We start from the raw sequence: 24,913 nt of genomic DNA, 5'->3' as shown, positions 1-24,913 counted from the left end.
TGGCCGAGGAATCAGCCGAGACGTCGGGCGAGCGCCCGAGGGGTGGGGCGGTCGAAGACCGCGCGCACCGGGAGCCGCGGATCGAGGCCGAGGGCGCGGACACGGCCGGTGAGCCGCAGCGCGCGGAGCGAGTCACCGCCCAGGGCGAAGAAGTCGTCGTCGGGGCCGACGTGTTCGAGGCCGAGGACGTCCGCGAACAGCGCGCGTACGGCGTCCACGGGGCCCTCCGCGGCGGCCGGCCGGCCGGGGAGTCCGGTGAGGACCCGGTGGAGCCTCGCCGCGACGCGCTCGGCGGTGTCGCGGTCGAAGAGGTCGGGCCGGTACCGGAGTTGCAGATGCAGGCGGTCGCCGGGCACGCCCATCAGGGTCATCGGGTAGTGGTAGGCGTCCCGGCCCTCCAGACCGGACAGGCGGACGGCTCCGGCGCGTACCTCGGCCGTGTCGGCGGGGTAGTTCTCGAAGACGGTGGAGGTGTCGAAGAGCGGGGCGCCGCCGGCCAGCGCGTGGATGCGGGGCAGACCGAGGTGATGGTGGGGCGCCAGGGCGGACTGCTCGTCCTGGACGCGGGTGAGCAGACGCTCCAGCGGTTCGCCCCGGACGGGACGCACCCGCACCGGCACGGTGTTGATGAACAGCCCGACCCCGTTCTCCACGCCGGGGAGCTCCGGGGGGCGCAGGGACACGGTGGCGCCGAAGACCACGTCGCGCCGTCCCGTCGCCTCGGCCAGGACGAGTGCCCAGGCCGTCTGCATCACGGTGTTCAGGGTGACCCCGTGCCTGCGGGCCAGCGCGGTCAGCGCGGCGGTCTCCGTCTCCGTCAGCTCCGTCACGACCCGCTCGGGAAGCAAGGGCGTGCCGCCGCGTGCGGCGTGCGGTGCCAGCAGGGTCGGTCCGTCGAGCCCGTCGAGCGCGTCCCGCCATGCCTTCTCCGCGGCGTCCCGGTCCTGCCCTGTCTGCCAGGCCAGATGTTCCCGCACGGTGGCCCCGGACAGCGGTCTCGGAAGGTGGCCCGCGCCGGTCTCCCGGGCCTCGTACAGGGCGAACAGGTCACGCAGCAGCACCGGCAGGGACCAGCCGTCGAGCAGGAGGTGATGGGCGGTCAGGAGCAGGGTGTGGTGCTCCGCCGTGCCGCGTACGAGGGTGAAGCGGGCCAGGGACGGACCGGTGAGCGGGAAGCGGGCGCCCCGGTCCGCGGCGAGCAGCTCGGCCCGCCCGGTCTCCCGCCCGCCGGGGGAGAGGTCGTGCTCGGCCCAGGACGGCTCCACGTCCCGCAGGACCACCTGTACCGGGGTGCCGGAGGCGAGGGTGTCGAAGGCGGTGCGCAGCGGGGCGTGCCGGCGTACCAGGTCCCGGCAGGCGGTGCGCAGGGCGTCACGGTCGAGCGGGCCGTCCAGGTCGAGGGCCAGCTGCACGGTGTAGACGTCCGCCGTCTCCTCGTCGTACTGCGCGTGGAACAACAGCCCTTCCTGCAAGGGCGTGAGGGGCAGCACGTCGGTCACCGTGTGCCGGGCCCAGCGCGCCTCCAGCGCGTCGAGCTCGTCCTGGCCGATCCGTTCGCCGGCGACGCTCACCACCCCGAGGTCGGACGGGGTGAGGCCGCCCCCTCCGGTACCGGCGGTGTGCGCGACGAGTGCCCGCAGCGCCCGGAACCAGGTGTCGGCGAGGTCGCGCAGGCGTGCCTCGTCGAGCAGTTCGCCGGGCCAGGACCAGTGGGCGACCAGGCGCGGCCCGTCGGGTCGGTCCTCGGTGGCGGCGTTCAGCTCCACGGCGTGCGGCAGCGGCATCCCGGGGTCGGCCGGGGAGATGACGGCGTCGGCCTCGTCGGCGGCCTCCCAGTCTGCGGTACGGCCCGCGGCGAAACGGCCCAGGTAGTTGAAGCCGATCTGCGGGGTGCGGCCGGCGGCGAGCAGCGCACCGGTGTCGCGGTTGAGGTGGCGCAGCAGTCCGTAGCCGATGCCCCGGTCCGGTACGGCCCGCAGCTGTTCCTTCACGGTCTTGACGGCACGGCCCAGTGCCGTCCCGCCGGCCCAGACGTCCTCCCAGTCCGTGGCGCCCGCGTCGAGGCGTACGGGATACAGGGTGGTGAACCATCCCACCGTGCGCGAGAGATCGAGCCCGGGGGCGATCTCCTCCTGTCTGCCGTGGCCCTCCAGGTCGACCAGGACGCCACCGGGCAGGTCCGGTCCGCGCCAGTGGGCGACGGCCAGGGCGAGGGCCGTCAGCAGGATGTCGTCGATGCCGGCGTGGAACGCCTCGGGCACGGCGGTCAGCAGCGCGGCCGTCTCCTCGACGGGCAGGGTCAGGGTGAGGTCCTCGCGGGTGGCGTAGACGTCGCGGGCCGGGTCGAGCGGGCGGGCGGTGAGCAAGGGGTCCTCGGCGGCCGACACCTCCTGCCACAGGGGCAGTTCCGCCGTGCGCGCCGGGGAGTGGGCGGCCTCGGTGAGCCGGTGCGACCAGGTGCGCAGGGAGGTCGGCACCGCCTCCAGCGCGTCGAAGGCGTCCTGTCCGGCCACCGCCGCCCGCCAGGCCGCCGCGAGGTCGGGCAGGAGGATCCGCCAGGACACGCCGTCCACGGCGAGGTGGTGCACCATCAGCAGCAGGCGGCCCGGTTCCGTCTCGCCGCGGTCGAGCCAGACGGCCCGCAGGACGCGGCCGCCGTGAGGATCCAGTGTGCGCTGGGCCGCCGCGGCCAGTTCCGCCACGGTCGCGCGGGGGCCGCGGTGCCGGGTGAGACAGTCGGCGGCCGGCACGCTGCCGCGCGCGCCGACCTCCAGCGTCCAGCGGCCGTCGGCGTCGCCCGCGCCCGCGCTGCCGACGCCGAGCCGCAGACGGAGCGCGTCATGCCGGTCGAGGACCGCCTGGAGAGCCGTGAGCAGGTCCTTCTCCCGAAGCCCGGCCGGGACGCGCACCAGCATGGACTGGTGGAACCCGGCCACCGGCCCGCCCTGTCCGTGCAGCCAGTGGACGATGGGCGTGGGCGGCACGGGTCCGGTGCCGGCGTCGACGGGCTCGGTGGCGGGCGCCGTGTCCGAGGGAGCGGCCACCGCGGCGAGCGCGGCCACCGTGCGGTGCTGGAACACCTGGCGCGGAGTGAGGGTCAGTCCCGCGCGGCGGGCCCTGGCGACGAGCTGGATGGACAGGATGGAGTCGCCGCCGAGCTCGAAGAAGCCGTCGTCCGGCCCGACGACCGGCACTGCGAGCACCTCGGCGAAGAGCGCGCACAGCGTCTCCTCCACGGGCCCCTCGGCGCGCCGTCCGCCGACGGTGGTGAACGCGGGGGCGGGCAGCGCCTTGCGGTCGAGCTTTCCGCTGAGCGACAGGGGGAGCCGTTCCAGCGGTACGAACGCCTGCGGGACCATGTGCTCGGGCAGGCCGTCCGCGCAGTGGGCGCGCAGTTCCCCGGCGTCGAACCCGGCGGCGCGTGCCGGGTCGGCGGGGACCACGTAGGCGACCAGGCGTCTGACGCCGGGCTGGTCCTCGCGGACCACGACCGCCGGGGTGCCCACGGACGGGTGACGGGCCAGGGTGGCCTCGATCTCGCCGAGCTCGATGCGGAAGCCGCGGATCTTCACCTGGTCGTCGGCCCGCCCCAGGTAGAGGAGTTCTCCGTCGTCGGTCCAGCGCACGATGTCGCCGGTGCGGTACATCCGCGAGCCGGGCGGCCCGAACGGGTCGGCGACGAAGCGTTCGGCGGTCAGCGCCTGCCGCCCGTGGTACCCGTGGGCGAGCTGGACGCCCGCCAGGTACAGCTCGCCGGGGGCGCCCGGGCGGGCCGGCTGGAGACCGGCGTCCAGGACGTGCACGCGGGTGTTGTCGACCGGGCGGCCGATGGGCACCGAGGCGGTCCGCGTGCCGCGGCGGCTGCGCCGGTGGGTGACGTCGACGGAAGCCTCGGTCGGGCCGTACAGATTGTGGAGTTCGGTGTCGGAGGGGTCGAAGACGTCGTGGAAGCGGTCGGCGAGGGAGGCGGGGAGCGCCTCGCCGCTGCAAAGGACCCGGCGCAGGCGGGTGCAGTCGGCGGCCGTGGGGGCCCGCAGGAAGGACTCCAGCATCGACGGCACGAAGTGCACCGTCGTCACGCCCTCGCGGCGGATCAGTTCCGCCAGGTACTCGGGGTCCTTGTGCCCCTCGGGCCGGGCCACGACCAGCGTGGCCCCGGTGATCAGCGGCCAGAAGAACTCCCACACCGACACGTCGAAGCTGGACGGCGTCTTCTGCAACACCCGGTCCGCCGACGTCAGTTCATAGGCCGACTGCATCCACAGCAGCCGGTTGACGATGCCCTGGTGGGGGACGAGCACCCCCTTGGGGCGGCCGGTAGAACCGGAGGTGTAGATCAGGTAGGCAGGCTCGCGCGGGTCGACGCGCGGCAGCCAAGCGCCGTCGGCCACGGCCTCCTCGGCCAGCCGGCCGTACACCTCCGGGGTCACCACCAGGGCGGGGGACGCGTCGTCGAGCATGTACCGCACCCGGTCCGGCGGATAGTCCGGGTCCACCGGCAGATACGCGGCTCCCGCCTTGTGCACGGCGTACAGCGTCACCAGCAGGTCGATGGAGCGGGGCAGGGCCACGGCGACGATCCGGGACGGGCCGGCGCCCCGGGCCCGCAGGGCGTGCGCCAACCGGCGGGCACGCGCGTCGAGTTCGGCGTACGTCAGGGTCGTGCCCTCGAAGACGACGGCGGGCGCGGACGGCGTGCGCGCGGCCTGCGCGGCGAACAGCTCGGGCAGCGTGGTCACCGGATGCGGGACGGCCGGTCCGGTGCCGGCGGCCGTCAGGGCCGCCCGGTCCTCCGTGTCGAGCGCGCCGACGCTGCCGCAGGGCAGCCCGGGGGTGGCGGCCAGGGCGCCCAGGATCCGCACCAGACCGCGGGCCAGCCGCCGGGCGGACGCCTCGTCCACGACGTCGGCGCGATGGCTGAGGTCCAGGCGCAGCCGCCGCCCGGGTACGGCCGTCAGGCTGAGGGGGTAGTGCATCGTGCCCGTGGTGGCCGTGTCCTCCAGGAGGGCGACGCGCACGCCGCCGAACGTCCGGTCCAGCGACTCCTCGTCGAAGGGGGCGTTCTCGAAGACGACCGCGGTGTCGAACAGGTCTCCGAGACCTGTCAGCCGCTGGATGTCGGCCAGGCCGAGGTGGTGGTGCGGGAGCAGTGCGGCCTGTTCCTCCTGGATCCGCCGCAGCAGGGCGTCGAACGGTTCGGCCGGGTCCAGCCGGACCCTGACCGGCACCGTGTTGATGAACAGGCCCACCGTCTCCTCCACGCCGGGCAGTTCGGCCGGGCGGCCCGAGACGGTCGTCCCGAAGACCACGTCCTGGCGGCCGGTCGTCCGGGCCAGCGACAGCGCCCAGGCGGTCTGCACCAGCGTGTTCACGGTGAGGCCCCGGGAACGGGCGAACCGGGTCAGCTCCGCGGTCAGCGGCTCCGGGACGTGGGTGACCACGCGCCGGGGGAACGCGGACGGTCCGCCGCCCGCCCCGGCGGGCGCCAGGAGGGTGGGTTCGTCCAGGTCGCCGAGGGCGGCGCGCCATGTCCGCTCGGCGGCCCCCCGGTCCTGTGCGGCCAGCCAGGCGAGATGCCGGCGGAAGGAGGGCGCCGGGGGCATCCCGTCGGCGCTGCCGCCCCGGTCGTACAGCTCGAACAGATCGCGCAGCACCAGCGGGAGCGACCAGCCGTCCAGCAGGATGTGATGGTTGGTCAGGAGCAGGACGTGCCGTTCGGCGGCCATGCGCAGCAGCCGGAACCGTACGAGCGGAGGGGCGGTGAGGACGAAGCGGCGCTCACGGTCCTCGGCCGTGATCCGGTCGAGCGCGGCGGAACGCTCCGCCGCGGGCATCGGACTCAGGTCGTCCTCCGCCCAGGGCACCTCGACGGCGCGCGGCACGATCTGCACGGCCCGTCCCGTCCCGCGCTGGAGAAACCCCGCCCGCAGCGCCGGATGCCGCGTCAGCACGGCCTCGCAGGCGGTGCGCAGGACGGCCCGGTCGAGCGGGCCGGTCAGCTCCAGCGAGGTCTGCACGGTGTACACGTCGCTGCCCTCGTCGTCGTACAGGGCGTGGAAGAGCATGCCCTCCTGGAGGGGCGTCAGGGGGAGTATGTCGAGGTCGGGGCGGCTTCCGGTGGTCGGCCGGGGCGCGGTGTCAGGTGTCGCGTTCACTGGGCGGACTCCCATGCGGCCACCAGTTCGGCCAGTTCGTCGTCGGGCAGGGCGATCGGCGGCAGGTCGGCTTCCTCGGCCAGGTCGGGCAGCTGCGGGACCAGGTCCTGGGCGGCCGGGGCGAGCGCGGCGGGCGTGCGGTGCGTGAAGACGTCCCGGGCGGTGAGGACGAGTCCCGCCCGGCGGGCCCGGGCGACCAGCCGGACGGAGAGGATGGAGTCACCGCCGAGGGTGAAGAAGTTGTCGTCGGGACCGACCGCGTCGAGGCCGAGGATCTCGCCGAAGAGGGTGCACAGGAGTTCCTCGCGGGGGCCGGCCGGGGCACGCCCGGCCGCGTCGGCCGTGACGGCGGGGACGGGGAGAGCACCTCGGTCGATCTTGCCGTTGCGGGTCAGCGGCAGCGCCGGCAGCGTCACGAACGCGGCGGGTACCTGGTAGTCGGCCAGCAGAGGGGTCAGGTGGGCGCGCAGTCCGGCGTCCGTCGGCGCCTCGCCACCGGCCGGCACCACGTACGCGGTCAGCCGTTTGACGCCGGGAGTGTCCTCGCGCGCCACCACACAGCACTGGGCCACCGCGGGATGCCGGGCCAGCGCGGCCTCGATCTCGCCCGGCTCGACCCGGAACCCGCGGACCTTGATCTGGTCGTCCGCGCGGCCGAGGAAGACCAGCTCACCCCGGTCGGTCCAGCGGACCAGGTCACCGGTGCGGTACATGCGCCCGCCAGGTGCCCCGAAGGGGTCGGCGACGAAGCGCTCGGCGGTCGCCTCCGGACGGTCCAGGTACCCCCGGGCCAGTCCGGCGCCGGCCAGATGCAGTTCACCGGCCGCGCCCGGCGGAACGGGCCGCAGCGCGCTGTCCAGGACGTAGGCGCGCATGCCGTCGAGCGGCCGCCCGACGGGCACCGTCGCCGGCACGTCCTCCCCGGCGCGCATCCGGTGGCATGCGGCGAACACGGTGGTCTCGGTGGGTCCGTAGCCGTCGACGACGACGAGGGCCGGGTCGGCGGTCAGGACGGCGCGGACGGCCCGGCCGGGGACGACGTCGCCGCCCGCCCACACCTCCCGCAGCCCGGCGAAGCTGTCCGGCGACTCCTCGGCCAGCAGCCGGAACAGGCCTGCCGTCAGCCACAGCGCGCTCACCCCGTGCTCGGCGACGAGCCGTTCCAGCAGCGGCCCGTCCAGCTGGCCGGGCGGCGCGAGGACGATCCGGCCGCCGTTGAGCAACGGCACCCACATCTCGTACGTCGCCGCGTCGAAGGCCTGGGTGGAGTGCTGGAGGACCGCCCGGTGGGCCTCGGCGTCGAACGCGCTGTCCCCGGTGAGGTCCAGCACGGCCCGGTGGGTCACGCCGACGCCCTTGGGCTCACCGGTCGAACCCGAGGTGAACAGGACGTAGGCGAGCCGGTCCGCGTCGACCTGCGGGAGCGGGCCCACGGCCTCGGCCACGGCCGGGCCGGGTTCGTCCACGACGAGGATCCGCCCCGGGCCCACGTCGCGTGCCATGTCCTGCGAGGCGAGGTCGGTCAGCAGGACGCGGGCCCGCGTGCGGCCGGTCATCGCGCGCAGCCGGTCGGCGGGGGAGCGGGCGTCCAGCGGCATGTACGCGCCGCCCGCCTTGAGCACGGCCAGCAGCGAGACGATCAGTTCGGGCGAACGCTCCTGGAGGACGGCGACCCGCTCCTCGGGCCGCAGACCGAGAGCCAGCAGCCGGTGAGCCAACTCGTCCGAACGGGCGTCGAGTTCGGCGTAGCTGAGGGTGCCCGCCGCGCCCGTGACCGCGACGGCGTCGGGCGTGCGCGCCGCCTGTTCGGCGAACCGCCGGTGGATCGCGGTGTCCGAAGGGGGTGCGACGGCCGCGTTCCACTCGTGCAGTACGCGGGACCGCTCAGCCGGGGAGAGCAGGTCGACGGCGGAGAGCGGCGCGTGCGGCGCGGTGGTGAACGCCTCCAGGAAGCGGGCCGCCCGCCCGACGACGGCCCGGGCGGTGGCGCGGTCCACGAGGTCGGGGCGGTAGGCGAGCCGCAGGGTGAGCCGCTCGCCCGGTTCGGCGATGAGCGTGAGGGGGTAGTGGGTGGCTCCCAGGCTGCCGGCGGCGCGCACGGTCAGCCCGGCCGGCTCCCGCAGCGCGTCGGCGCCACCGGAGTGGTTCTCGAAGACCGTGGAGGTGTCGAAGATCCGGTCGAGTCCGGTGGTCCGGCGCAGGGCGGCGAGGCCCAGGTGGTGGTGGGGGGAGAGCGCGGCCTGTTCGTCCTGGAGACGGACGAGCAGCCGCTCCAGCGGTTCCGCCGGGTCGAGCCGCACCCGTACCGGCACGGTGTTGATCAGCAGTCCGGCCAGCCGGTCGACACCCGGCAGTTCGGCCGGGCGCAGGGAGACGGTGGTGCCGAAGACGACGTCGTCACGGCCGGTCAGCTGCGCCAGAGTGACCGCCCACGCGGCCTGGACGACGGTGTGGGGCGTGAGGGAGCGGGCCCGGGCGGCGGCGGTCAGCGCGGTGGTGCGGCCCGGGTCGAGGGACACCCGGACCTCCTCGGCGAGGACGGGCGCCCGGCCCAGGTCCGCGTCCGGCACCGCGAGCGTCGGCTCCTGCACGCCGTCCAGCGCGTCGGCCCACGCCTTCTCGGCCGCCTGCGCGTCCTGTGCGGCGAGCCATTCGGCGTAGTCGCGCAGAGTCGGCGAAGCCGGTGCGCCGAGGTCCCCGCCCGCGTATCCGGCGAGAAGGTCGTCCAGCACCAGGGCGAGCGAGGCGCCGTCGAGGACGATGTGGTGGCCGGTGACGACGAGGACGTGTTGTTCGGCGGCCAGCCGGACGAGCAGGAAGCGCACGAGGGGCGCGGCGGCCATGTCGAAGGGCCGGGCACGTTCGGCGGCCAGCTCGCGGGCGATCCGTTCCTGCCGGCCGTCCTCCGGCAGTCCTGACAGGTCCAGTTCGGTCCACGGCACGCCGCGCGCCGCGGTGATCACCTGCACGGCCCGGCCGGACCCGGTGGCGACGAAGGCCGCCCGCAGGCACTCGTGCCGGGCCGGCAGGGCGTCGCATGCGGCGCGCAGCCGGCCCGGGCTCAGCGGGCCGGACACTTCGTACGCGCTCTGCGCGATGTAGGGGTCGATGCCGGACGTCGCGCCGGCCGCGCCTTCGTACTGGGCGTGGAACAGCATGCCCTCCTGGAGCGGCGTGAGGGGCAGGACGGCGGTGTGCCCGGCGTGGGAGACGGCGAGGGCCGCGCGCTCGCGGTCGTCGAGCCGGACCAGCGGGCGGCGGGAGCGGACGGGCGACTCCTGGTCCGGCCCCGGTCGGCGCGCCACCTCGGCGAGGCCGGCGACCGTCTTGTGCTGGAACACGTCCCGGGGATCGATGACGACCGACGCCTCCCGGGCCCGGGCGGACAGCCGCACGGCCAGCGGGGAGTCGCCGCCGAGGGCGAAGAAGCTGTCGTCGATGCCGACGCCGCGCACGTCGAGGAGTTCGGCGAACAGGGCGCACAGCGTCTTCTCGACCGGGGTGCGGGGCGCGCGGCTGCCGGCCGCGGCGGTGATCTCCGGGACGGGCAGGGCGGCGCGGTCGAGCTTTCCGTTGTGGGTCAGCGGCAGGGCGTCCAGGGCGACGAAGCCGGCCGGGACCATGTACTCGGGGAGGGACGCGGCGAGGTGCTCCCGCAGCGCTCCGGCCTCCGGCACGCCGGCCCCGGGGGCGGGCACCACGTAGGCCACGAGCCTGCGCACCCCCGAGCGGTCCTCGCGCACCACGACCCCGCACTGGGCGACGGACGGATGGGTGGCCAGGACGGACTCGATCTCCCCGGGCTCGATGCGGAAGCCGCGCAGCTTCACCTGGGTGTCGGCCCGGCCCACGTAGACCAGGAGACCGTCCGGGCCGCGGCGGACGAGGTCTCCCGTGCGGTACATCCGTGCGCCGGGAGCGCCGAACGGATCGGCCACGAACCGTTCCGCGGTGAGCGCGCCCCGGCCCAGATAGCCGCGGGCCAGACCGGCGCCCGACAGGAAGAGTTCGCCCACGGCGCCGTCCGCGACGGGGCGCAGGGCGCTGTCGAGGACACGGGTGCCCAGGTTGTCCACGGGCCGCCCGATCGTGGGGGTGGCCGCCACGCGAAGATCGCAGTACATCGAGTCGACGGTGCATTCGGTCGGCCCGTAGACGTTGCGGGCGGTCAGGCCCGGGACGGCGCGCAGCCGGGTCCAGAGGTCGTCCGGGACGGCCTCCCCGCCGAGTACGAGCACCCGGGGGCGGTGGGCGCCGTCCAGCAGCCCGGCGGTCAGGAGCTGACGGGCGTGGGTGGGCGTGGTGTCGAGCAGGTCGATGGCGTGCCGGGCGGCGTACCCGGCGAGCGCACCGGCATCCCGTCGGGTCGCGTCGTCGACGACGTGCAGTTCGTGCCCGGCGACGAGCCACAGCAGCGCGGTCCAGGAGGCGTCGAACACGAACGCGTTGGTCAGCGCCACCCGGAAGCGGTCGACGCCGGCCTCCGCCACGGCGGGCTCGACGAAGACCCGCCGGTGGTGCTCGTAGAGGTTGCTCAGGCTGCGGTGTTCGACGGCGACCCCCTTGGGGCGGCCGGTGGATCCGGAGGTGTGGATGACATAGGCGAGGTGCCGGGGCAGCAGGGGCCGGGTGCGGTCGCCGTCCGTGGGGTCGGTGTCGGGCAGCCCGGGCAGACCGAGTCCGGCGTCCTCGAGGAGCAGCAGCCGGGCGTCGTCGTCCCGGGGCAGGGCGTCGGCGAGATCGGCGGTGGTCAGGATGAGCGCCGGGTCGGCCTCGGTGAGGATCTGCCGGGTGCGTTCGGCCGGGTGGTCCGGGTCCAGCGGGACATAGGCGGCGCCGGCCTTGAGGACACCGAGCATGGCGACCACGGTGTCGGCGCCGCGCGGCAGAGCCAGCGCCACGCACTGCTCGGGTCCGACGCCGAGGCCCGCCAGGAGATGGGCCAGTCGGTTGGCGGAGGCGTTGAGACCGCGGAAGGTGAGCGTGCGGCCGGGGGAGACCAGCGCGCGGGCGTCGGGGGTGCGGGCGGCCTGTGAGGCGAACAGGTCGGCGACGGTGGCGGGGGCGATGGGACGCGAGGGCGCGTCGGCGCCGGACATCGCCTTCTCGGCCTCCGGGCCGGTCAGGCTGTCCAGCCGGCCGAGGGGCAGGGCGGGGTCGGCCGTGGCCATGGCGGAGAGGAAGGCCAGGAAACGCTCCTGGATCCGGGCCAGTTCACCCGCCTCGTACAGTGCGGGGTTGGCGTCGAAGGAGAACTGGAGCCCGTTGCCGTCGGAGCGTTCGTAGACGGAGACGGAGAGGTCGCCGACCGGCCCGTTGGACATGTTGTGAACGGTGAGGGGATGCCCGGCGAACGTGACGTCGAAATCGAAGGGCATGATGTTGATCATGGGGCCGAAAAGATGCCGGCCCTCGTCGAGCAGGCGCAGATCGCGGCGGAGATCCCCATACGGGTAACGCTGGTGGCGCAGCAACTTCCTGAGTTCTCCGGACACCTCGCGCAGTACCTCTCCGACGGTCATGTCCGGGGAAAGGCTCACGCGGAGCGGGAGTTCGTTCGACACCATTCCCGGAATGTTCCTGGCCTCGGCTCCGTGACGGGCGGAGACGGGAATTCCGAGGGTGATGTCACGTATTCCGGTGACACGATGCAGATGTGCCGCGACAGCGGCGACGACGACGGCCGACCAGGTCGTACGGGAGGCCCGTGCGGTGGCGCGCAGGCTGTCCATCACGTCCGGGGACAGACGTGTGAGGTGGCGCAGGAACGTGTCCGAGGGCGGCGCGGTGCGACCGGAGCCGGCGAAGGTGGCGATCTCTTCGGGGCGGTCGGCGAACCGCTCGCTCCAGTGCGCCCGGTCCTTGCGGTACTGCTCGGAGTCGCGGTAGGCCGTCTCACCGTCCAGCAGCGCGGTGTACGGGGCGAAGGCCCCCTCGTCCGTCGGCTCACCGGCGGCCAGGGCGGTGTAGACACGGGCCACGCGGGCGGTGACGGCCGCGGCCGCGAACGCGTCCACGACGAGGTGGTGGTAGCGCTGGTGCCAGAACCAGCGGTCGTCGGCCAGCCTGATCAGCGCGTACCCGAACAGCTCCCCGTGCGCCAGGTCGACGGGTCGCGCCAGGTCTGCCGCGATGTACGCGCGCGCCGCCGCCTCCGGGTCGTCCTCGCCGGAAAGGTCCAGCCTGGTCAGCCGGGGTCCTGGCGGAGCACCGAGTGCCTGCCGTGGGCCGTCGCGTTCCTCGGCGGGCCGGATGTGCAGCGCTCCGGCCTCGCGGACGACCTGCTCCAGGGCCGTCTCGAATACGTCCGCGTCGACCGGCCCGTGGATTTCCACGAATTCGCCGACGTTGTACACGGGAGAATTCCGATTCAGCTGGTGCGCGAACCAGACCCCGCTCTGGGCTGCCGTCAACGGCAGCGAAGTGTGCTGGGCAGCAGACATGACTCCACCTCGGTCGGAGCTACGGCGGTCGGGACACCGCGGAATGCCGTCAACGTGCCGCGCCGCGTGGGTCCTTGCGCAGGGGGCGGACGCTTTACAAATGATTTCCCCGACGCGTTTTCCGCTCAAGTCACGGGATGGCGTTACAGGGGGCGGCGGCAGGCCGGGGCCCGGCGATCGGAGCCCCCCGAAGGCGATGCCCGGCGCCGTCCCGCGGGCTGTGCCGGACCCGCGTGGAAGGCTGGGCGCGGTATCGGTCCCGCGAGCATGGAGGGGTGGTCCAGGTGTGGAACGAGGGGGATGTCTGGCAGCTTCGCAGGGGTCGCCCGCCTGGTCTGCGAAGGGAAGCGCACCGTGTGGTGAAGCGTGCCGGACCGGCCCCCCGCGGCAACGCCCTGGGCGGCCATCGAATCCGGCTCGCGCCTCAAGCCCTGTTCGCCGCTTCCGCCCGCCCCCCGTCGCACGCCGGGCCTCGCCCTGGACCCGGTCGGCCCTGCCGGCCCTCGCGATGTCCGTCACCCTCCCCGTGACCGACTGCGCCTGGGCTTGCCCGGTCGGCGGCGCGGCCATCCCGCCGTACGGGGACGGCGGGCGCTCCGGGGGCCGCTGCCGACGGCTGTGTCGCACGACACCCTGCGTGACATGCATGCAGGGCGGGATCGCGGGTACCGGCGCGCGTGAACGGGGGGAGTGAGGGCGAACACGTGGGACTGCATACCGACGGTGACGGCGGTACGGCACCGGACGAACACCTGATGCGCGCCGGCTACGCCTTGGGCGGAGGCGACGGCTGCATCGCCGATGCCCGGCACCATGCCATCGCCTTCCTCGAGAAGGCCCGCACCGACCATCACCTGTCGGTCTCCGAGCGGGCGAGGGACATCACCCAGCTGGTGGTCAGCGAGCTGGTCACCAACGCCCTCAAGTACGCCCCCGGCCCCGTGCTGCTGGAACTGCGCATCACCACTACAGGCGTGGACGTCGTCGTCTGGGACAGCGACCCCGTCGTCCCCGCGGCCAGGACGACCGATCCCGGCCGGATCGGTCAGCACGGCCTGGAGATCGTCAAGGCCGTCACCGAGAGCCTCTTCATCGAGCAGGAACCGGTCGGCAAACGCATCACGGCACGCATCGCCCTGGACGGCGCACGCGGCGGCGGCGCGGGAGCCCGCAGGGCGTGACCCCGGGCGCGGCCGCGTGCGCCGAGCCCGCACGGCACCGCTGAGCCATCGCTCACGGAGAGGGTGGTGGCGCGGCGGGCCGGAAGCCACCTGCCGGTATGCGCGCCGACGGCTTCCCGGAGACCCTCCGCCGACCCCGTCCTCCATGGGCGTTTCGCGCTTGCGCCGCGTTGTGGGCCGAGGGGCCGCCGCCGTAGGGTCACCCGCATGTCTTTGCGTCTCCGAATGCGTCAGGCACTGCCGGAAGCGATGCGCGCCCGGGACAAGGTCAGGGTGAACGCCCTTCGCACGACCCTCGCCGCCCTGGACAACGCCGAGGCGGTGGCCGTGGACGAAGCCGACCTCCGCGGTGGGGCGCTGGAGTGTTCGCCGGTCGGTGCCGGCACCACCGAAGCGGTACGGCGTGAGCTGAGCGAGCCCGACGTGGTGGGTGTCGTACGAGCCGAGGTCGCCGAACGCCTCGAGGCTGCCGCGCAGTTGACCACGCCCGCGCACGCCGACCGAGCCGCGCGACTGCGCGCCGAGGCCGCCGTGCTGCTGGGCCTTCTCGACGGTCCCGGCACCGCATAGGCACCGGCAGGGCGGCGATCGGCCCACCCCGGACGACCGTGCGCACCGTAGGCCCGCCGCCCGGCCGGGAACACGCTGCCCCCGGCGAACGTCAGCCGATCACCGCTCACAGAGCTCCCGGCCTGCGCGCTGTCGGGACGGTCGAGCGCGGTGGCCGTGGCGTCGCAGTCCGGCATGTGCACCACCGGGCGCCGACTCTCGTCCGCGAGCACGAGCGTCTCGAACGACAGGCGCAGGCGGCCGCCTCGGGGTGCTCGACTCGAGCGGCGTACCGGCGGTCTCCGCATGCCCCTGGTCATCGGGCGACTACCACGCAACTGGCCGAGCAGAGAAGCTCGTTCAACGAGAGCGGACGGTCGAGCCGGTCCCGGGGCGGTTGCGCAAGCCGTCCTATCGGGACCGGCCGGCGCGGGACGCTGCCTGCCGCGCTGAACTCCGGTGGCAAAGGGACCGGTTCCCACGAGGGAGAGGGGGCACGACCGGGCAGGTGTGCGGGTCCGTGGAACGGCCGGACGCCGTGGGCGGACCGAACTCGGCGGTGAAATAGTCGGCCGTCGGGGCACCGTCGTCGCTCTTTTCCCCTCTGTCCAGTTGGCCGAACTCACCTTGCGCAGCGTGCGCTCGGCCACACACCGACCCAGGGGGAAGAACATCATGACCACTCGACCACGCATACCGAGACGCCTCGGACGACTCACAGCCGTCGGAGTCGCGCTCACCGCGCTCATGGCCGCCGTGTCGGGGACGGCGACCCAGGCGACGGCCTCACCGAAGACGGCCGGCAAGCCGACCGTGCCCTCGCTCGCCTGGACCGACTGCCAGGACGGCTTCGAGTGCGCGAACGCCGACGTTCCGCTCGACTACCGCACGCCGCACGGCAAGACCATCACCCTCGCGGTGGTCCGCAAGAAGGCCGCGGACCCGACGAAGCGCAAGGGCACGCTCTTCATGCAGCCGGGCGGCCCCGGCAACTCCGGTGTGGACTTCGTGCGGAACAACTACGCGGACCTGCCGGCCGCCCTGCGCGACTCGTTCGACGTCTTCGGCTACGACGTCCGCGGTGTCGGCCGCAGTTCGCCGCTGACCTGCTTCGACGACGCGCGGTACACGCGGGCCGTCACGGAGGCCAAGGGCGTGCCCGGTCCGGACGCCTACGAGCCGGCGCTTCGTCAGGCCGCCGAATTCGACCAGGCCTGCGTGGACAACTCCGGCGACCTCCTGCCCTACATCGGCACCGCATACGTCGCCCGGGACATCGACCTGCTGCGTGAGGCGCTCGGGGAGAAGCAACTCACCTACTACGGAAGGTCGTTCGGGTCCTACATCGGGACCGTCTACGCCGCCATGTTCCCCAAGCGGGTGCGGGCGCTGACCCTCGACGGCGCGTACGACCCGGTGCACTACGCCAACCGCCCGTACGCCTACGACCGGCCTCAGTACCTGGCGCTGGACGGCGCGATGAGCCGCTTCCTGGACTGGTGCGCCGCCGATCAGGCCACCTGCGGGTTCGGCGACGGCAACCCGCGCGCGGCGTTCGAGAAGCTGAAGGCCGACCTGGACGCCAACCCCGTGCCGACCGCGAACGGCGGCCGGGCCAACGGCTACACGCTGGTCTACCGGCTGATGTTCAACATCAACGAGGGCAAGGTCATCTGGCCCGAGTTCGGCGCGGCACTGCGCAAGGCCCAGCTGCGGGACAACACGTCCTTCCTGCTGCGGCCGCCGTCCCCGGCCAGCTTCGACTTCCTGGGCCCGAACGTGGCCGTCGAGTGCGTCGACCGGGACTACCCGAGCGACCTGCGTCTGCTGAAGCGGAACGTCACGGCCAACGCCAAGGCGGCGCCGCTGCTCGGCCCGGCGATGGCGTACGGCCCTCCCACCTACGACCACCAGCACGCCACCGCCTGTGTCCAGTGGCCCGGCGAGCACGTCAGCCGCTACGACGGCTCCTACCGGGCGAGGGGTTCGGCGCCGATCCTCGTCCTCGGCACCACCGGCGACCCGGACACCCCGTACCAGGACGCGGTGGCGCTGTCCCGGCGGCTCGACAACGCCTCGCTGCTCACCTTCCAGGCGGAGGGCCACACGGCGTTCGGCCGCAGCGCCTGCGCGACGGACGCGGTCATCGACTACCTGGTGGACCTCAAGGTCCCGGCCTCGGGCACGACCTGCGCGGACGAGACGCAGCCGCCTTCCTCCACCCCGAAGACGGCACCGCCCGGCACGACGCTCAGCGAACTCCGTAACGGCGTGGACGAGCGTGTCGAGCGCATCGGCGCCGTGGGCTGACGTTCCGCACCGCCCCCGCGCACCGGTCCCGGGGCGCCGGCCTTCCACAGCCGGCGCCCCGGGTTCCGCCGCCACCGGGGCGGCCGGGCGGGCAGTGCGCGCTTCGGTGTTGACGTGTTGCCGACGCCCTCGTCCCATAACCTCGTCCACAGGGACGTCAGATGCGCTGTGCGTCACGCTGAGGAGGCGACGGTGTTCGGAAGAGGCACGTGGTGGCTGGTGGGCGCGGTGATCGTGGCCTGTCTGGTGCTCGTCGGCCCCGGCGGACCGAGCGACGCCTCCTCCGGCAAGCCCCCGCCCGCCGGGGCCGTGAAACACGTCGTGCCCGACCGGGTCATGACGTGGAACATCTGCAACCCCTGCAAGGAGAGCGACGTCGACCGGGCGGCGGAGATCGCGAAGTACGCGCCCCAGGTCATCGGCCTGCAGGAAGCATGCGTACGCGACGTGGAGCAGATCCGGGATCACCTGGAGAACCGCTACGGGCTGGTCTACCACGTCGAGTACGGGTCGGTTCTGCAGAGCTGGGGCCGCTGCGGGGGAGCGCCGTGGAATCCGGGCGGCTACGGCGAAGCGCTCCTGTCGTCGACCCCGATGACCGACCGCGTCCATGTGGAATATCCCGACGGCGGATCCGAGGACCGCGGGTACATGGCGGTCACCACCACGGTGGGCGGCAGGCCGGTGCGGGTCTTCAACACCCATCTCGCCGAACGACGTCAGGAAGAGGTCCGGGCAGGCCAGGTCGGCGTACTCGCCGCGGCCGTCGCGCGGTACGACCGAGCCGTCGTTCTCGGCGACTTCAACGCGGTGCCGGAAGCTGCCGAACTGGCCCCGATGTGGGCACTGGCCACGGACACGGACCCGCAGTGCCGTCCCTCGTCCGCCGGCGCCTGCGAGCCGACCACCGACTGGCACAGCAAGTTCGACTACGTCTTCCTGCGCGGCCTCACCCCCCTCGGACACGCCGTGCGGCCCACCCCGTACTCGGACCACCACCTGCTGCACACGGACCTGAAGCCGAACTGAGCAGTGCCCGGCGGAGCCGACCGGGCGGTTCGGCGGCGCGCAACGGACGAGCGCCGCCCGACGCTCACGGGCGGCGCTCGCCTGCTGTCGCGGGGACTACTCGACCTGGGCCCAGTCGAGCGTGCGCTCCACCGCCTTCTTCCAGCCCGCGTACCCTTCCGTGCGCTGGTCGTCGGACCACTGGGGCTCCCAGCGCTTGGACTCCTGCCAGTGGGTGCGCAGTTCGTCGGTGTCGCGCCAGAATCCGGTGGCCAGACCCGCCGCATAGGCGGCGCCGAGCGCGGTGGTCTCGGCGACGACCGGACGGCTGACCGGTACGCCGAGGACGTCGGCCTGGATCTGCATGCACAGGTCGTTGGCCGTGACGCCGCCGTCGACCTTGAGCACGTCGAGGTGGACTCCGGAGTCCTGTTCCATGGCCTCGACCACGTCGCGGCTCTGGTAGCAGATAGCCTCCAGGGTGGCCCTGGCCAGGTGGCCGTTGTCGTTGTAACGCGCCAGCCCGACGATCGCGCCGCGGGCGTCGGAGCGCCAGTACGGGGCGAACAGACCCGAGAAGGCGGGAACGAAGTACATCCCGCCGTTGTCGTCGACGGTGCGCGCCAGCGTCTCGCTCTCCGCCGCGTCCTTGATGATCTTCATCTGGTCGCGCAGCCACTGCACCGCGGACCCGGTGACGGCGATGGAGCCCTCCAGGGCGTAGATCGCCGGGCTGTCGCCGAACTGGTACGCCACGGTGGTGAGCAGACCGTGCTGCGAACGGACCAGTTCCGTACCGGTGTTGAGGACCAGGAAGTTGCCCGTGCCGTAGGTGTTCTTGGCCTCGCCCGGCGCGTAGCAGACCTGCCCCACCGTGGCGGCCTGCTGGTCGCCGAGCACCCCGGTGATGGGGATGGCGGCGCGCAGCGGCCGGGAGGTGCGGGTCACGCCGAACGCCTCGCGGTGGGAGGACGCGTTGATGGTGGGCAGCATCTGCCGGGGGATGTCGAAGAAGCCCAGCAGCTCGTCGTCCCAGTCGAGGGTCTCCAGGTCCATCAGCATGGTGCGGCTGGCGTTGGTCACGTCGGTGGCGTGGATACCGCCGTCGGGACCGCCGGTCAGGTTCCACAGAACCCAGGCGTCCGTGTTGCCGAAGAGGGCGTGGCCCTGTTCCGCCGCCTCGCGGACACCGTCGACGTTCTCCAGGATCCACTGGATCTTGCCGCCGGAGAAGTAGGTCGCCGGGGGCAGCCCCGCCTTGCGGCGGATGACGTCGCCCTGGCCCGAGCGTTCCAGGGCCGCCGCGATGGAGTCGGTGCGGGTGTCCTGCCAGACGATGGCGTTGTAGTAGGGGCGTCCGTTGCGCGGATCCCACACCACCGTGGTCTCCCGCTGGTTGGTGATGCCGATCGCGGCCAGGTCCTCGGGGGCGAGGTTGCCGTGGCGCAGCGCGTTCTGCATCACCGAGTTGGTGCGCTCCCAGATCTCCACGGGGTCGTGTTCGACCCACCCCGAGCGCGGAAGGATCTGGGCGTGTTCCAGCTGGTGCCTCGCCACCTCGTTGCCGGAGTGGTCGAAGATCATGAATCGGGTGCTGGTGGTGCCTTGGTCCACCGCGCCCACGAAGTCAGCCATGGATTGCCGCCTCTGCTGTGGGTGTCATTCCTCGGGGGCCGGAACTCGGCCGGGAGGCTCCGGTTCCGCCGTCGGCAGGAACCGGCCGATGAAGGCCTTGTAGAGGCCGGCGCCGAGCAGGCCGCCGATCAGCGGACCGACGATCGGCACCCAGAAGTAGAGATTCCCGTACTGATCTCGCCATGCTGTGCCGTAGCCCGTGAAGAAGCTGGCCAGCCGGGGCCCGAAGTCACGCGCCGGGTTGATCGCGTATCCCGCGTTGGTGCCCCACGCCATGCCGATGGCCACGACGATCAGGCCGACGATGAACGGGGCCAGATTGGCTCCCGGCGGCGTGTTCAGCAGGTCCGTGACGGCCAGGATCAGCAGGAGCAGGATCGCGGTGCCGATGATCTGGTCACGGAACGCGCCCCACTCGTGGACCGGCAGGTTCGGGTTGCCGTTGGCGGGGAGCGTGGAGAACACGCCCTGGGTCTTGATGGTGTGTCCGGGGTCGGCCTTCGCCAGTGCCTCGGTGTAGTTCCACCGCACGATGAGGGCCGCCACGAACGCGCCGGCGGTCTGGGCCAGCGCGTAGGGCGCCACCTTGCTCCAGGGGAAGCCCTTGAAGGTGGCCAGCGCGACCGTCACCGCCGGATTGAGGTGGGCGCCGCTCAGCCGCGCGGCGACGTAGACGCCCAGGGTGACGCCGAGGCCCCAGGCCCAGGCGATGCTGTCGTGGTTTCCGAGCCCTCCGGGTGGCGTTGTAAGCGCTCCGCCGGCGACCACCTGGGCCACCACGCCACAGCCGAAGAGGATGAGAATCATGGTGCCGGCGAACTCGGCCGACACTTCACCGACCAGCCCGGACCTTTTGAATCGCTCAGCCATGGAAGCCCGCTTCCCGCCGGCACCGAGCCGGCACGTCGACTGCCTCGAGCTCTCCCGTAGAACAGCATAGGGCGATCATGGATAAAGCGCACAAATGGGAGAATCGGCCGGTTCTCTCGGCGGCGTTCTCTCAGTCCCGGCCCTCGGCGACCCGGACGATGGTCCGGCCCGGGACGCGTCGCCGAGAGGCGAAGGCGGCGGCCGCCTCGGCAAGCGGCCGCACCTCGCCGATCTGCGCGGCGAGCCTTCCGTCACGCAGTCGCCGTGCGAGCTCCGCGAGGCGCGCGCGGTCGGGTTCCACGACGAAGAACACCGCCCGGCCGTCCGCGGGCCGCACGGCAGGGGCCGGGTGATGGTGACGAGTGTGCCGCCGGCGCGTACGAGTGCGGCAGAGCGGTCGAGGATGTCACCGCCGATCACGTCGGACGCCACGCCCACCGGCCGGCGTCCTGGAGCCGATCGGTCTCGGGGCCCAGGAACGCGTGTGGGCCCAGCGCGAGCACCGTCTCCCGGTCGGCCGGACGGCCGGTACCGATGACGCGCTGCCGCCTCGTGCGCGAGCTGGACCGCGGTCGCCGCGCGTAGACCCTCCGGCCGGGCGGATCCGCAGTAGGGCGGCTCACCCGCCTCACCCGGGGAGTCGCATCCGGTCACGGATGCGACTCCCCGGGCGCGGGCCGCGGGCCGGGTCGGCTGGGGTCCGGTGGTTGGAGGTGCAGGTTCCGCTGCTCCACCGGCCCCCAGCCACGGGGCCGGGTGCCCGGGAGGTTGGTGTCTACACCATTTGTCCGGAGAGCGGTTCCGACGGCGGGACATGCCTGGGGGCCCCGGATGTCTTTCCGGGGCCCCCAGGCGTGTCGCGCGTGGCGGATTACCAGCGATACCAGCGGCCCTTGCGGCCGCCCGTGTCGGCGCTGCGCATGACGAAGCCCAGCAGCCAGACGACCAGCACGATGACGGCGATCCACCAGAGTGCCTTCAGCGCGAAACCCGCGCCGAAGAGGATCAGGGCCAGCAGCAGAACGAGAAGCAGGGGAACCATAGTTATCAACCTCCGACGCTCCTTGTGCCCGGCGAATGAAGGAACACACGGCCGATTTCCCTGGTTTCTTCACCGTTCTCGCGGGAACCGGACCCGTTTCCTTGACCGTCGCAGGCGTGGACGCGGAATCGGCCGTCTGCCGCCGTCGTCCCGGCCGGCCGTGCCCCCGAGGAGAGACCGGGTCCAAGATCCCTCGCGGATCCGGCCGTTCCTCCCATCCAGCGGCGGCAGGGCACCCCCGGCTGACGGCGTCAGCCCCGAGGGCGGCGGCCGCTCCCACCCCGGCTGCTTCGGCGGAACGGCCGGCTTGCGCTGGAGTGCGCTTCAGGTCGTAGTGTCGCAGGCACACCGCGGCGCACGAGGCCCGTGTCGCCCGGGGCCTCTCATGGGATGCCGGGCGGTGGAAATCGTGGCTGGATGGATGAGGGCTTCGTGGCGTCCGAACGACGAACGAACGGCATGGAAAGGCTGGGACACGGCATGCAGAAGCGCAGTCTGCGAGACCTCCAGGTATCGGCCATCGGCCTGGGGTGCATGGGGATGTCCGCCTTCTACGGATCGACCGACCAGGAGGAGGGGATCGCGACCATCCGGCGCGCCCTCGAGGTCGGGGTGAACTTCCTCGACACCGCGCAGATGTACGGGCCGCTCACCAACGAGTCGCTCGTCGGCGAGGCGATCCGCGGGCATCGCGACGAGTACGTGATCGCGACCAAGTTCAACTACCGGATGGACAACGCCGTACCCGGGGACATCAGCACGGTCGGACCGCAGGACGGCTCGGCCGAGCATGTCCGGAGCTCGGTCCTCGGCTCCCTGGAGCGTCTGGGGACCGACCACATCGACCTCTACTACCAGCACCGGGTCGACCCGAACGTACCCATCGAGGAGACGGTCGGTGCGCTGGGCGAGCTGGTCGCCGAGGGCAAGGTGCGGCACATCGGTCTGAGCGAGGCGAGCGCGGAGACCATCCGGCGCGCCCACGCCGTGCACCCGGTCACCGCGGTGCAGAGCGAGTACTCGCTGTGGTCACGGGACGTGGAGGCCGAGGTGCTGCCCGCCTGCCGTGAGCTGGGCATCGGTTTCGTGCCGTACTCGCCGCTCGGCCGCGGCTTCCTCGCCGGGCGGTTCAGCTCGCCGGACGAGCTGGACGCGAACGACTGGCGCCGTGAGAACCCGCGCTTCCAGGACGCCAACCTGGAGGCGAACCTGCGGCTTGCGGCAAAGGTGAAGGAGATCGCCGCCGAGAAGGACGTGCTCCCGGCCCAGTTGGCCATCGCCTGGGTGCTGGCGCAGGGCGAGGACCTGGTGCCGATCCCGGGCACCAAGCGCCGCACCTACCTGGAGCAGAACGCCGCCGCGGTCGACATCACGCTCACCAAGGACGACCTGGCCCGTATCGACGCCGAGCTGCCCGAGGCGGCGGGCGAGCGGTACGACGAGGCGGGGATGCGCTCCGTCAACCGCTAGGCGCCCTTGTCCGAGGCCGCGACGAGCCCTTCGCCCGGCGGGGGCCGGGACGAGTCCCTCGTCGGCCGGAGGACGACCGTCACGCCCGGCCCTCCCCGTAGAAGCGCACGTAGTCGACCGTCATCGTCGCGGGCGACGGCGTAGAGGCGTCGGGAGGGCCGGGCCAGTCGCCTCCGACGGCGACGTTGAGCAGCAGATGCATGTCCTGTTCGAAGACCCAGTCGCCCGGTGCGGGCAGCTTTGCCGGAGTCAGGGTGAAGTACGGCTTCCCGTCGACGGACCAGGTGATGCGGTGCGGCTGCTTGTCGATCGCGTACGTGTGGAACGCCCGCGACGCGTCGGCCGGCAGGGTGAAGGAGCCGCCGATCCCGTTCTCGTTGAAGTAGGTGGGCCCGTGCGCGGTGCCGTACACCGTTCCCGGTTCCCCGCCGACCACCTCACAGATGTCGATCTCGCCCTGCCCGGGCCACTCGACTCCGTTGTCGCCCAGCATCCAGATCGCCGGCAGCAGTCCCGTGCCGGTCGGAAGCTTCGCGCGGATCTCGGCGCGTCCATGGGTGAGCGCGACCTTTCCCTCCGTGGTCAGCCGGGCCGACGTCCAGGTGCAGAACTCCTGGGTGTAGCACGGCAGCTCGGATCCGGCGGCAGCCGGACGCGCCGAGATCAGGAGGTGCCCCGCGCCGTCGAGGCCGGAGTTGGCCGCGTCGTCCGTGTAGTACTGCAACTCCTTGTTGCCCCACCCCTCGGCCTCCCGGTTCCCGGTTTCGGTGTTCCACGCCTTCGGTGACGGGCGGGCGGCCGCCGCTCCGTCGAACTCCGCTTGCCAGAAAGGCTGTTGACCGGCCGGCGAAGGTGGCGCATCCGCAGGTGAGCCGGAGCCGCATCCGCACAGCAGCCCGATCAGCGTCAGCACGGCTGCCAGGGGGGTGCGTCGGTTCATCTCGCTGCTCCTGAAGGATCGTTCGAATGCCGTGAGCATAAGAGAGACGAGCCCGGGAAAGAGCTGTCGGACCGGCCGCGGTGGCGGCTCGTACCCGGTCACGTGCTCCGCCGGACCGAGTGCACCAGGCACCCTGAGGCATGCGCCCGGACGACCGGCAACTCACCGAAGACACCGACGACTTCCTCGCCCGAGCCGGACACCTCCTGCGCTCGCGTCCGGCTCTGCGCAACACGCCGCTGACGGACATCGAGAAGCCGCGCACACGCGGGGCACGCATACGGCCCCCGGCCCACCGTCTTCGGCCGGCTGGAGTCGGGGGGTGAGGTCCGCGCCGTCCTCTGCCGCACCGCGCACGGGTCGCCGTCCAGGCGGCGAGTCGGGCGCCGGTCGGGCCGGGCGGCACGCGGACCGGTCAGCGTGCCGGACACCGGCGTGGGGTCGGGCGGGTCGGCGGTCGCGTGCTGCCGAGTGCCGCTGTGTCCGGAATCACTGCCGTCGGGGTGAGGGGAGGGGCCGGGTCCGGTGCGTATCCACTCTTGACGAGCGGAGCCCGGATGCGAGGATGAGGCCGTCATGACTGCCGGGTGGGGTGCACGCACGATACGAGCCGCGGTGTTCGCGGCTGTCTGCGTGCTGCTCGCCGCCCTCGGACACGTCCTCATGTCGTCCACCACCGTGCCGTGGTGGACGACGGCCGCCGGCTTCGCCGCCACGACCGGCCTCGGCTGGACGCTGGCGGGGCGCGAACGGAGCCTCCCCCTGGTGGTCTCCGTCGTGGTCGTCGCACAGGGTGCGCTCCACTCGGCCTTCTCCTGGGGACAGTCGGCGGCGCCGGGATTCGGCACCGGCTCCGTCACGCGGGACATGGGCGGCATGCCCAGGGGCTCGGTGGCCACGGGTCCGATGAACATGGACGCGATGGACATGGGATCCGCGGGGTCCGTGGGTGTGGGCCACGTGGCGCAGGCCGAGCACCTCGGCCACCACATGGCTCACGGCACCGGCGGAATGTCGTCGCTGGGTATGCTCGCCGCCCACACCCTGGCAGCTCTGCTGGCGGGTCTGTGGCTGGCCTACGGCGAGCGGGCCGCGTTCCGGCTCCTGCGGGCCGTCGCCGGGTGGCTGGCCGCTCCGCTGCGGCTGCCCCTGGCCGTCGCACCCGTGCCGCCGTGCCGGGCCGGCCTGCGGCCGACGCGCGAGCGCGCCGAGCGGATCCCACGCCTGACGCTCACTCACACGATCATCTCTCGGGGGCCTCCGGCCGGGACCGCTGTCATCTGAGACAGCCGGCTCCCCGAGGCCGTCCC

General features: G+C 72.9%; 12 protein-coding genes and 1 pseudogene. 6 read left to right on the top strand and 7 right to left on the bottom strand.

Annotated elements, in window-relative coordinates; translation table 11 throughout:
* Positions 1-11 precede the first annotated feature (11 nt).
* Entirely contained in the window at positions 12-6,155 is a 6,144-nt protein-coding gene (locus OHS71_RS02820) for a non-ribosomal peptide synthetase (protein WP_328476403.1), read from the bottom strand.
* Positions 6,152-12,598, bottom strand: coding sequence for a non-ribosomal peptide synthetase (locus OHS71_RS02815; protein ID WP_328476401.1), 6,447 nt, complete (start codon positions 12,596-12,598; stop codon positions 6,152-6,154). Before OHS71_RS02815 ends, OHS71_RS02820 begins: the two co-directional genes overlap by 4 nt.
* A gap of 755 nt (positions 12,599-13,353) precedes the next feature.
* Between OHS71_RS02815 and OHS71_RS02810 the strand changes: the two genes are divergently transcribed.
* The 4 genes from OHS71_RS02810 (at position 13,354) to OHS71_RS02795 (ending at position 17,667) form a co-directional block, all read left to right on the top strand.
* Positions 13,354-13,779, top strand: a complete 426-nt coding sequence (locus tag OHS71_RS02810) for an ATP-binding protein (protein WP_443047150.1) — start codon at positions 13,354-13,356, stop codon at positions 13,777-13,779.
* Positions 13,780-14,028: 249 nt separating this feature from the next.
* Entirely contained in the window at positions 14,029-14,349 is a 321-nt protein-coding gene (locus OHS71_RS02805; RefSeq protein ID WP_328484374.1) for a hypothetical protein, read from the top strand.
* 654 nt (positions 14,350-15,003) lie between these two features.
* Positions 15,004-16,638: an alpha/beta hydrolase gene (locus tag OHS71_RS02800; RefSeq protein ID WP_328476398.1), complete on the top strand. Its 1,635-nt coding sequence runs from the start codon at positions 15,004-15,006 to the stop codon at positions 16,636-16,638.
* A 192-nt stretch (positions 16,639-16,830) separates the two neighbouring features.
* Positions 16,831-17,667 (top strand): endonuclease/exonuclease/phosphatase family protein, encoded by an 837-nt coding sequence (locus OHS71_RS02795; protein ID WP_328476397.1) that lies wholly within the window; start codon positions 16,831-16,833, stop codon positions 17,665-17,667.
* Positions 17,668-17,763: 96 nt separating this feature from the next.
* On the opposite strand, the gene glpK is transcribed toward OHS71_RS02795, so the two are convergent.
* From glpK to OHS71_RS02775, 4 genes and pseudogenes are all read right to left on the bottom strand, one after another.
* A complete protein-coding gene (gene glpK / locus OHS71_RS02790) occupies positions 17,764-19,281 on the bottom strand; it encodes a glycerol kinase GlpK (protein WP_328476396.1) in 1,518 nt (505 codons plus the stop codon).
* A gap of 24 nt (positions 19,282-19,305) precedes the next feature.
* Positions 19,306-20,151, bottom strand: a complete 846-nt coding sequence (locus tag OHS71_RS02785; protein WP_328476395.1) for an MIP/aquaporin family protein — start codon at positions 20,149-20,151, stop codon at positions 19,306-19,308.
* Positions 20,152-20,281: 130 nt separating this feature from the next.
* Positions 20,282-20,721: pseudogene (locus OHS71_RS02780) on the bottom strand (zinc-binding dehydrogenase); the annotation flags it as partial.
* 301 nt (positions 20,722-21,022) lie between these two features.
* Entirely contained in the window at positions 21,023-21,193 is a 171-nt protein-coding gene (locus OHS71_RS02775) for a DUF5670 family protein (protein ID WP_030933194.1), read from the bottom strand.
* Between the two features lie 480 nt (positions 21,194-21,673).
* Between OHS71_RS02775 and OHS71_RS02770 the strand changes: the two genes are divergently transcribed.
* Positions 21,674-22,663 carry an aldo/keto reductase gene (locus OHS71_RS02770; RefSeq protein ID WP_328476394.1) on the top strand — a complete coding sequence of 330 codons (990 nt, stop codon included), beginning with the start codon at positions 21,674-21,676 and terminating at the stop codon, positions 22,661-22,663.
* 79 nt (positions 22,664-22,742) lie between these two features.
* Here the strand turns inward: OHS71_RS02770 and OHS71_RS02765 are convergent, their stop codons facing one another.
* A complete protein-coding gene (locus OHS71_RS02765) occupies positions 22,743-23,603 on the bottom strand; it encodes a glycoside hydrolase family 16 protein (RefSeq protein ID WP_328476393.1) in 861 nt (286 codons plus the stop codon).
* A 576-nt stretch (positions 23,604-24,179) separates the two neighbouring features.
* On the opposite strand from OHS71_RS02765, the gene OHS71_RS02755 reads away from it, so the two are divergent.
* Positions 24,180-24,887, top strand: coding sequence for a hypothetical protein (locus OHS71_RS02755; RefSeq protein WP_328476391.1), 708 nt, complete (start codon positions 24,180-24,182; stop codon positions 24,885-24,887).
* The last annotated feature ends 26 nt before the right edge of the window (positions 24,888-24,913 follow it).

Origin of the sequence: Streptomyces sp. NBC_00377, from assembly GCF_036075115.1 — a bacterium.
Taxonomy (GTDB): Bacteria; Actinomycetota; Actinomycetes; order Streptomycetales; family Streptomycetaceae; genus Streptomyces.
Note: the sequence above shows the minus strand (reverse complement) of the source record. Positions and strands in the feature narration are given on the sequence as shown.

What these genes read in the sequence shown, in the direction of transcription:
- OHS71_RS02815 (WP_328476401.1), bottom strand. Translation starts at nt 12,598, where the DNA reads ATGTCTGCTGCCCAGCACACTTCGCTGCCGTTGACGGCAGCCCAGAGC.
- OHS71_RS02810 (WP_443047150.1), top strand. Translation starts at nt 13,354, where the DNA reads ATGCGCGCCGGCTACGCCTTGGGCGGAGGCGACGGCTGCATCGCCGAT.
- OHS71_RS02805 (WP_328484374.1), top strand. Translation starts at nt 14,029, where the DNA reads ATGCGCGCCCGGGACAAGGTCAGGGTGAACGCCCTTCGCACGACCCTC.
- OHS71_RS02800 (WP_328476398.1), top strand. Translation starts at nt 15,004, where the DNA reads ATGACCACTCGACCACGCATACCGAGACGCCTCGGACGACTCACAGCC.
- glpK (WP_328476396.1), bottom strand. Translation starts at nt 19,281, where the DNA reads ATGGCTGACTTCGTGGGCGCGGTGGACCAAGGCACCACCAGCACCCGA.
- OHS71_RS02785 (WP_328476395.1), bottom strand. Translation starts at nt 20,151, where the DNA reads ATGGCTGAGCGATTCAAAAGGTCCGGGCTGGTCGGTGAAGTGTCGGCC.
- OHS71_RS02775 (WP_030933194.1), bottom strand. Translation starts at nt 21,193, where the DNA reads ATGGTTCCCCTGCTTCTCGTTCTGCTGCTGGCCCTGATCCTCTTCGGC.
- OHS71_RS02770 (WP_328476394.1), top strand. Translation starts at nt 21,674, where the DNA reads ATGCAGAAGCGCAGTCTGCGAGACCTCCAGGTATCGGCCATCGGCCTG.
- OHS71_RS02765 (WP_328476393.1), bottom strand. Translation starts at nt 23,603, where the DNA reads ATGAACCGACGCACCCCCCTGGCAGCCGTGCTGACGCTGATCGGGCTG.
- OHS71_RS02755 (WP_328476391.1), top strand. Translation starts at nt 24,180, where the DNA reads ATGACTGCCGGGTGGGGTGCACGCACGATACGAGCCGCGGTGTTCGCG.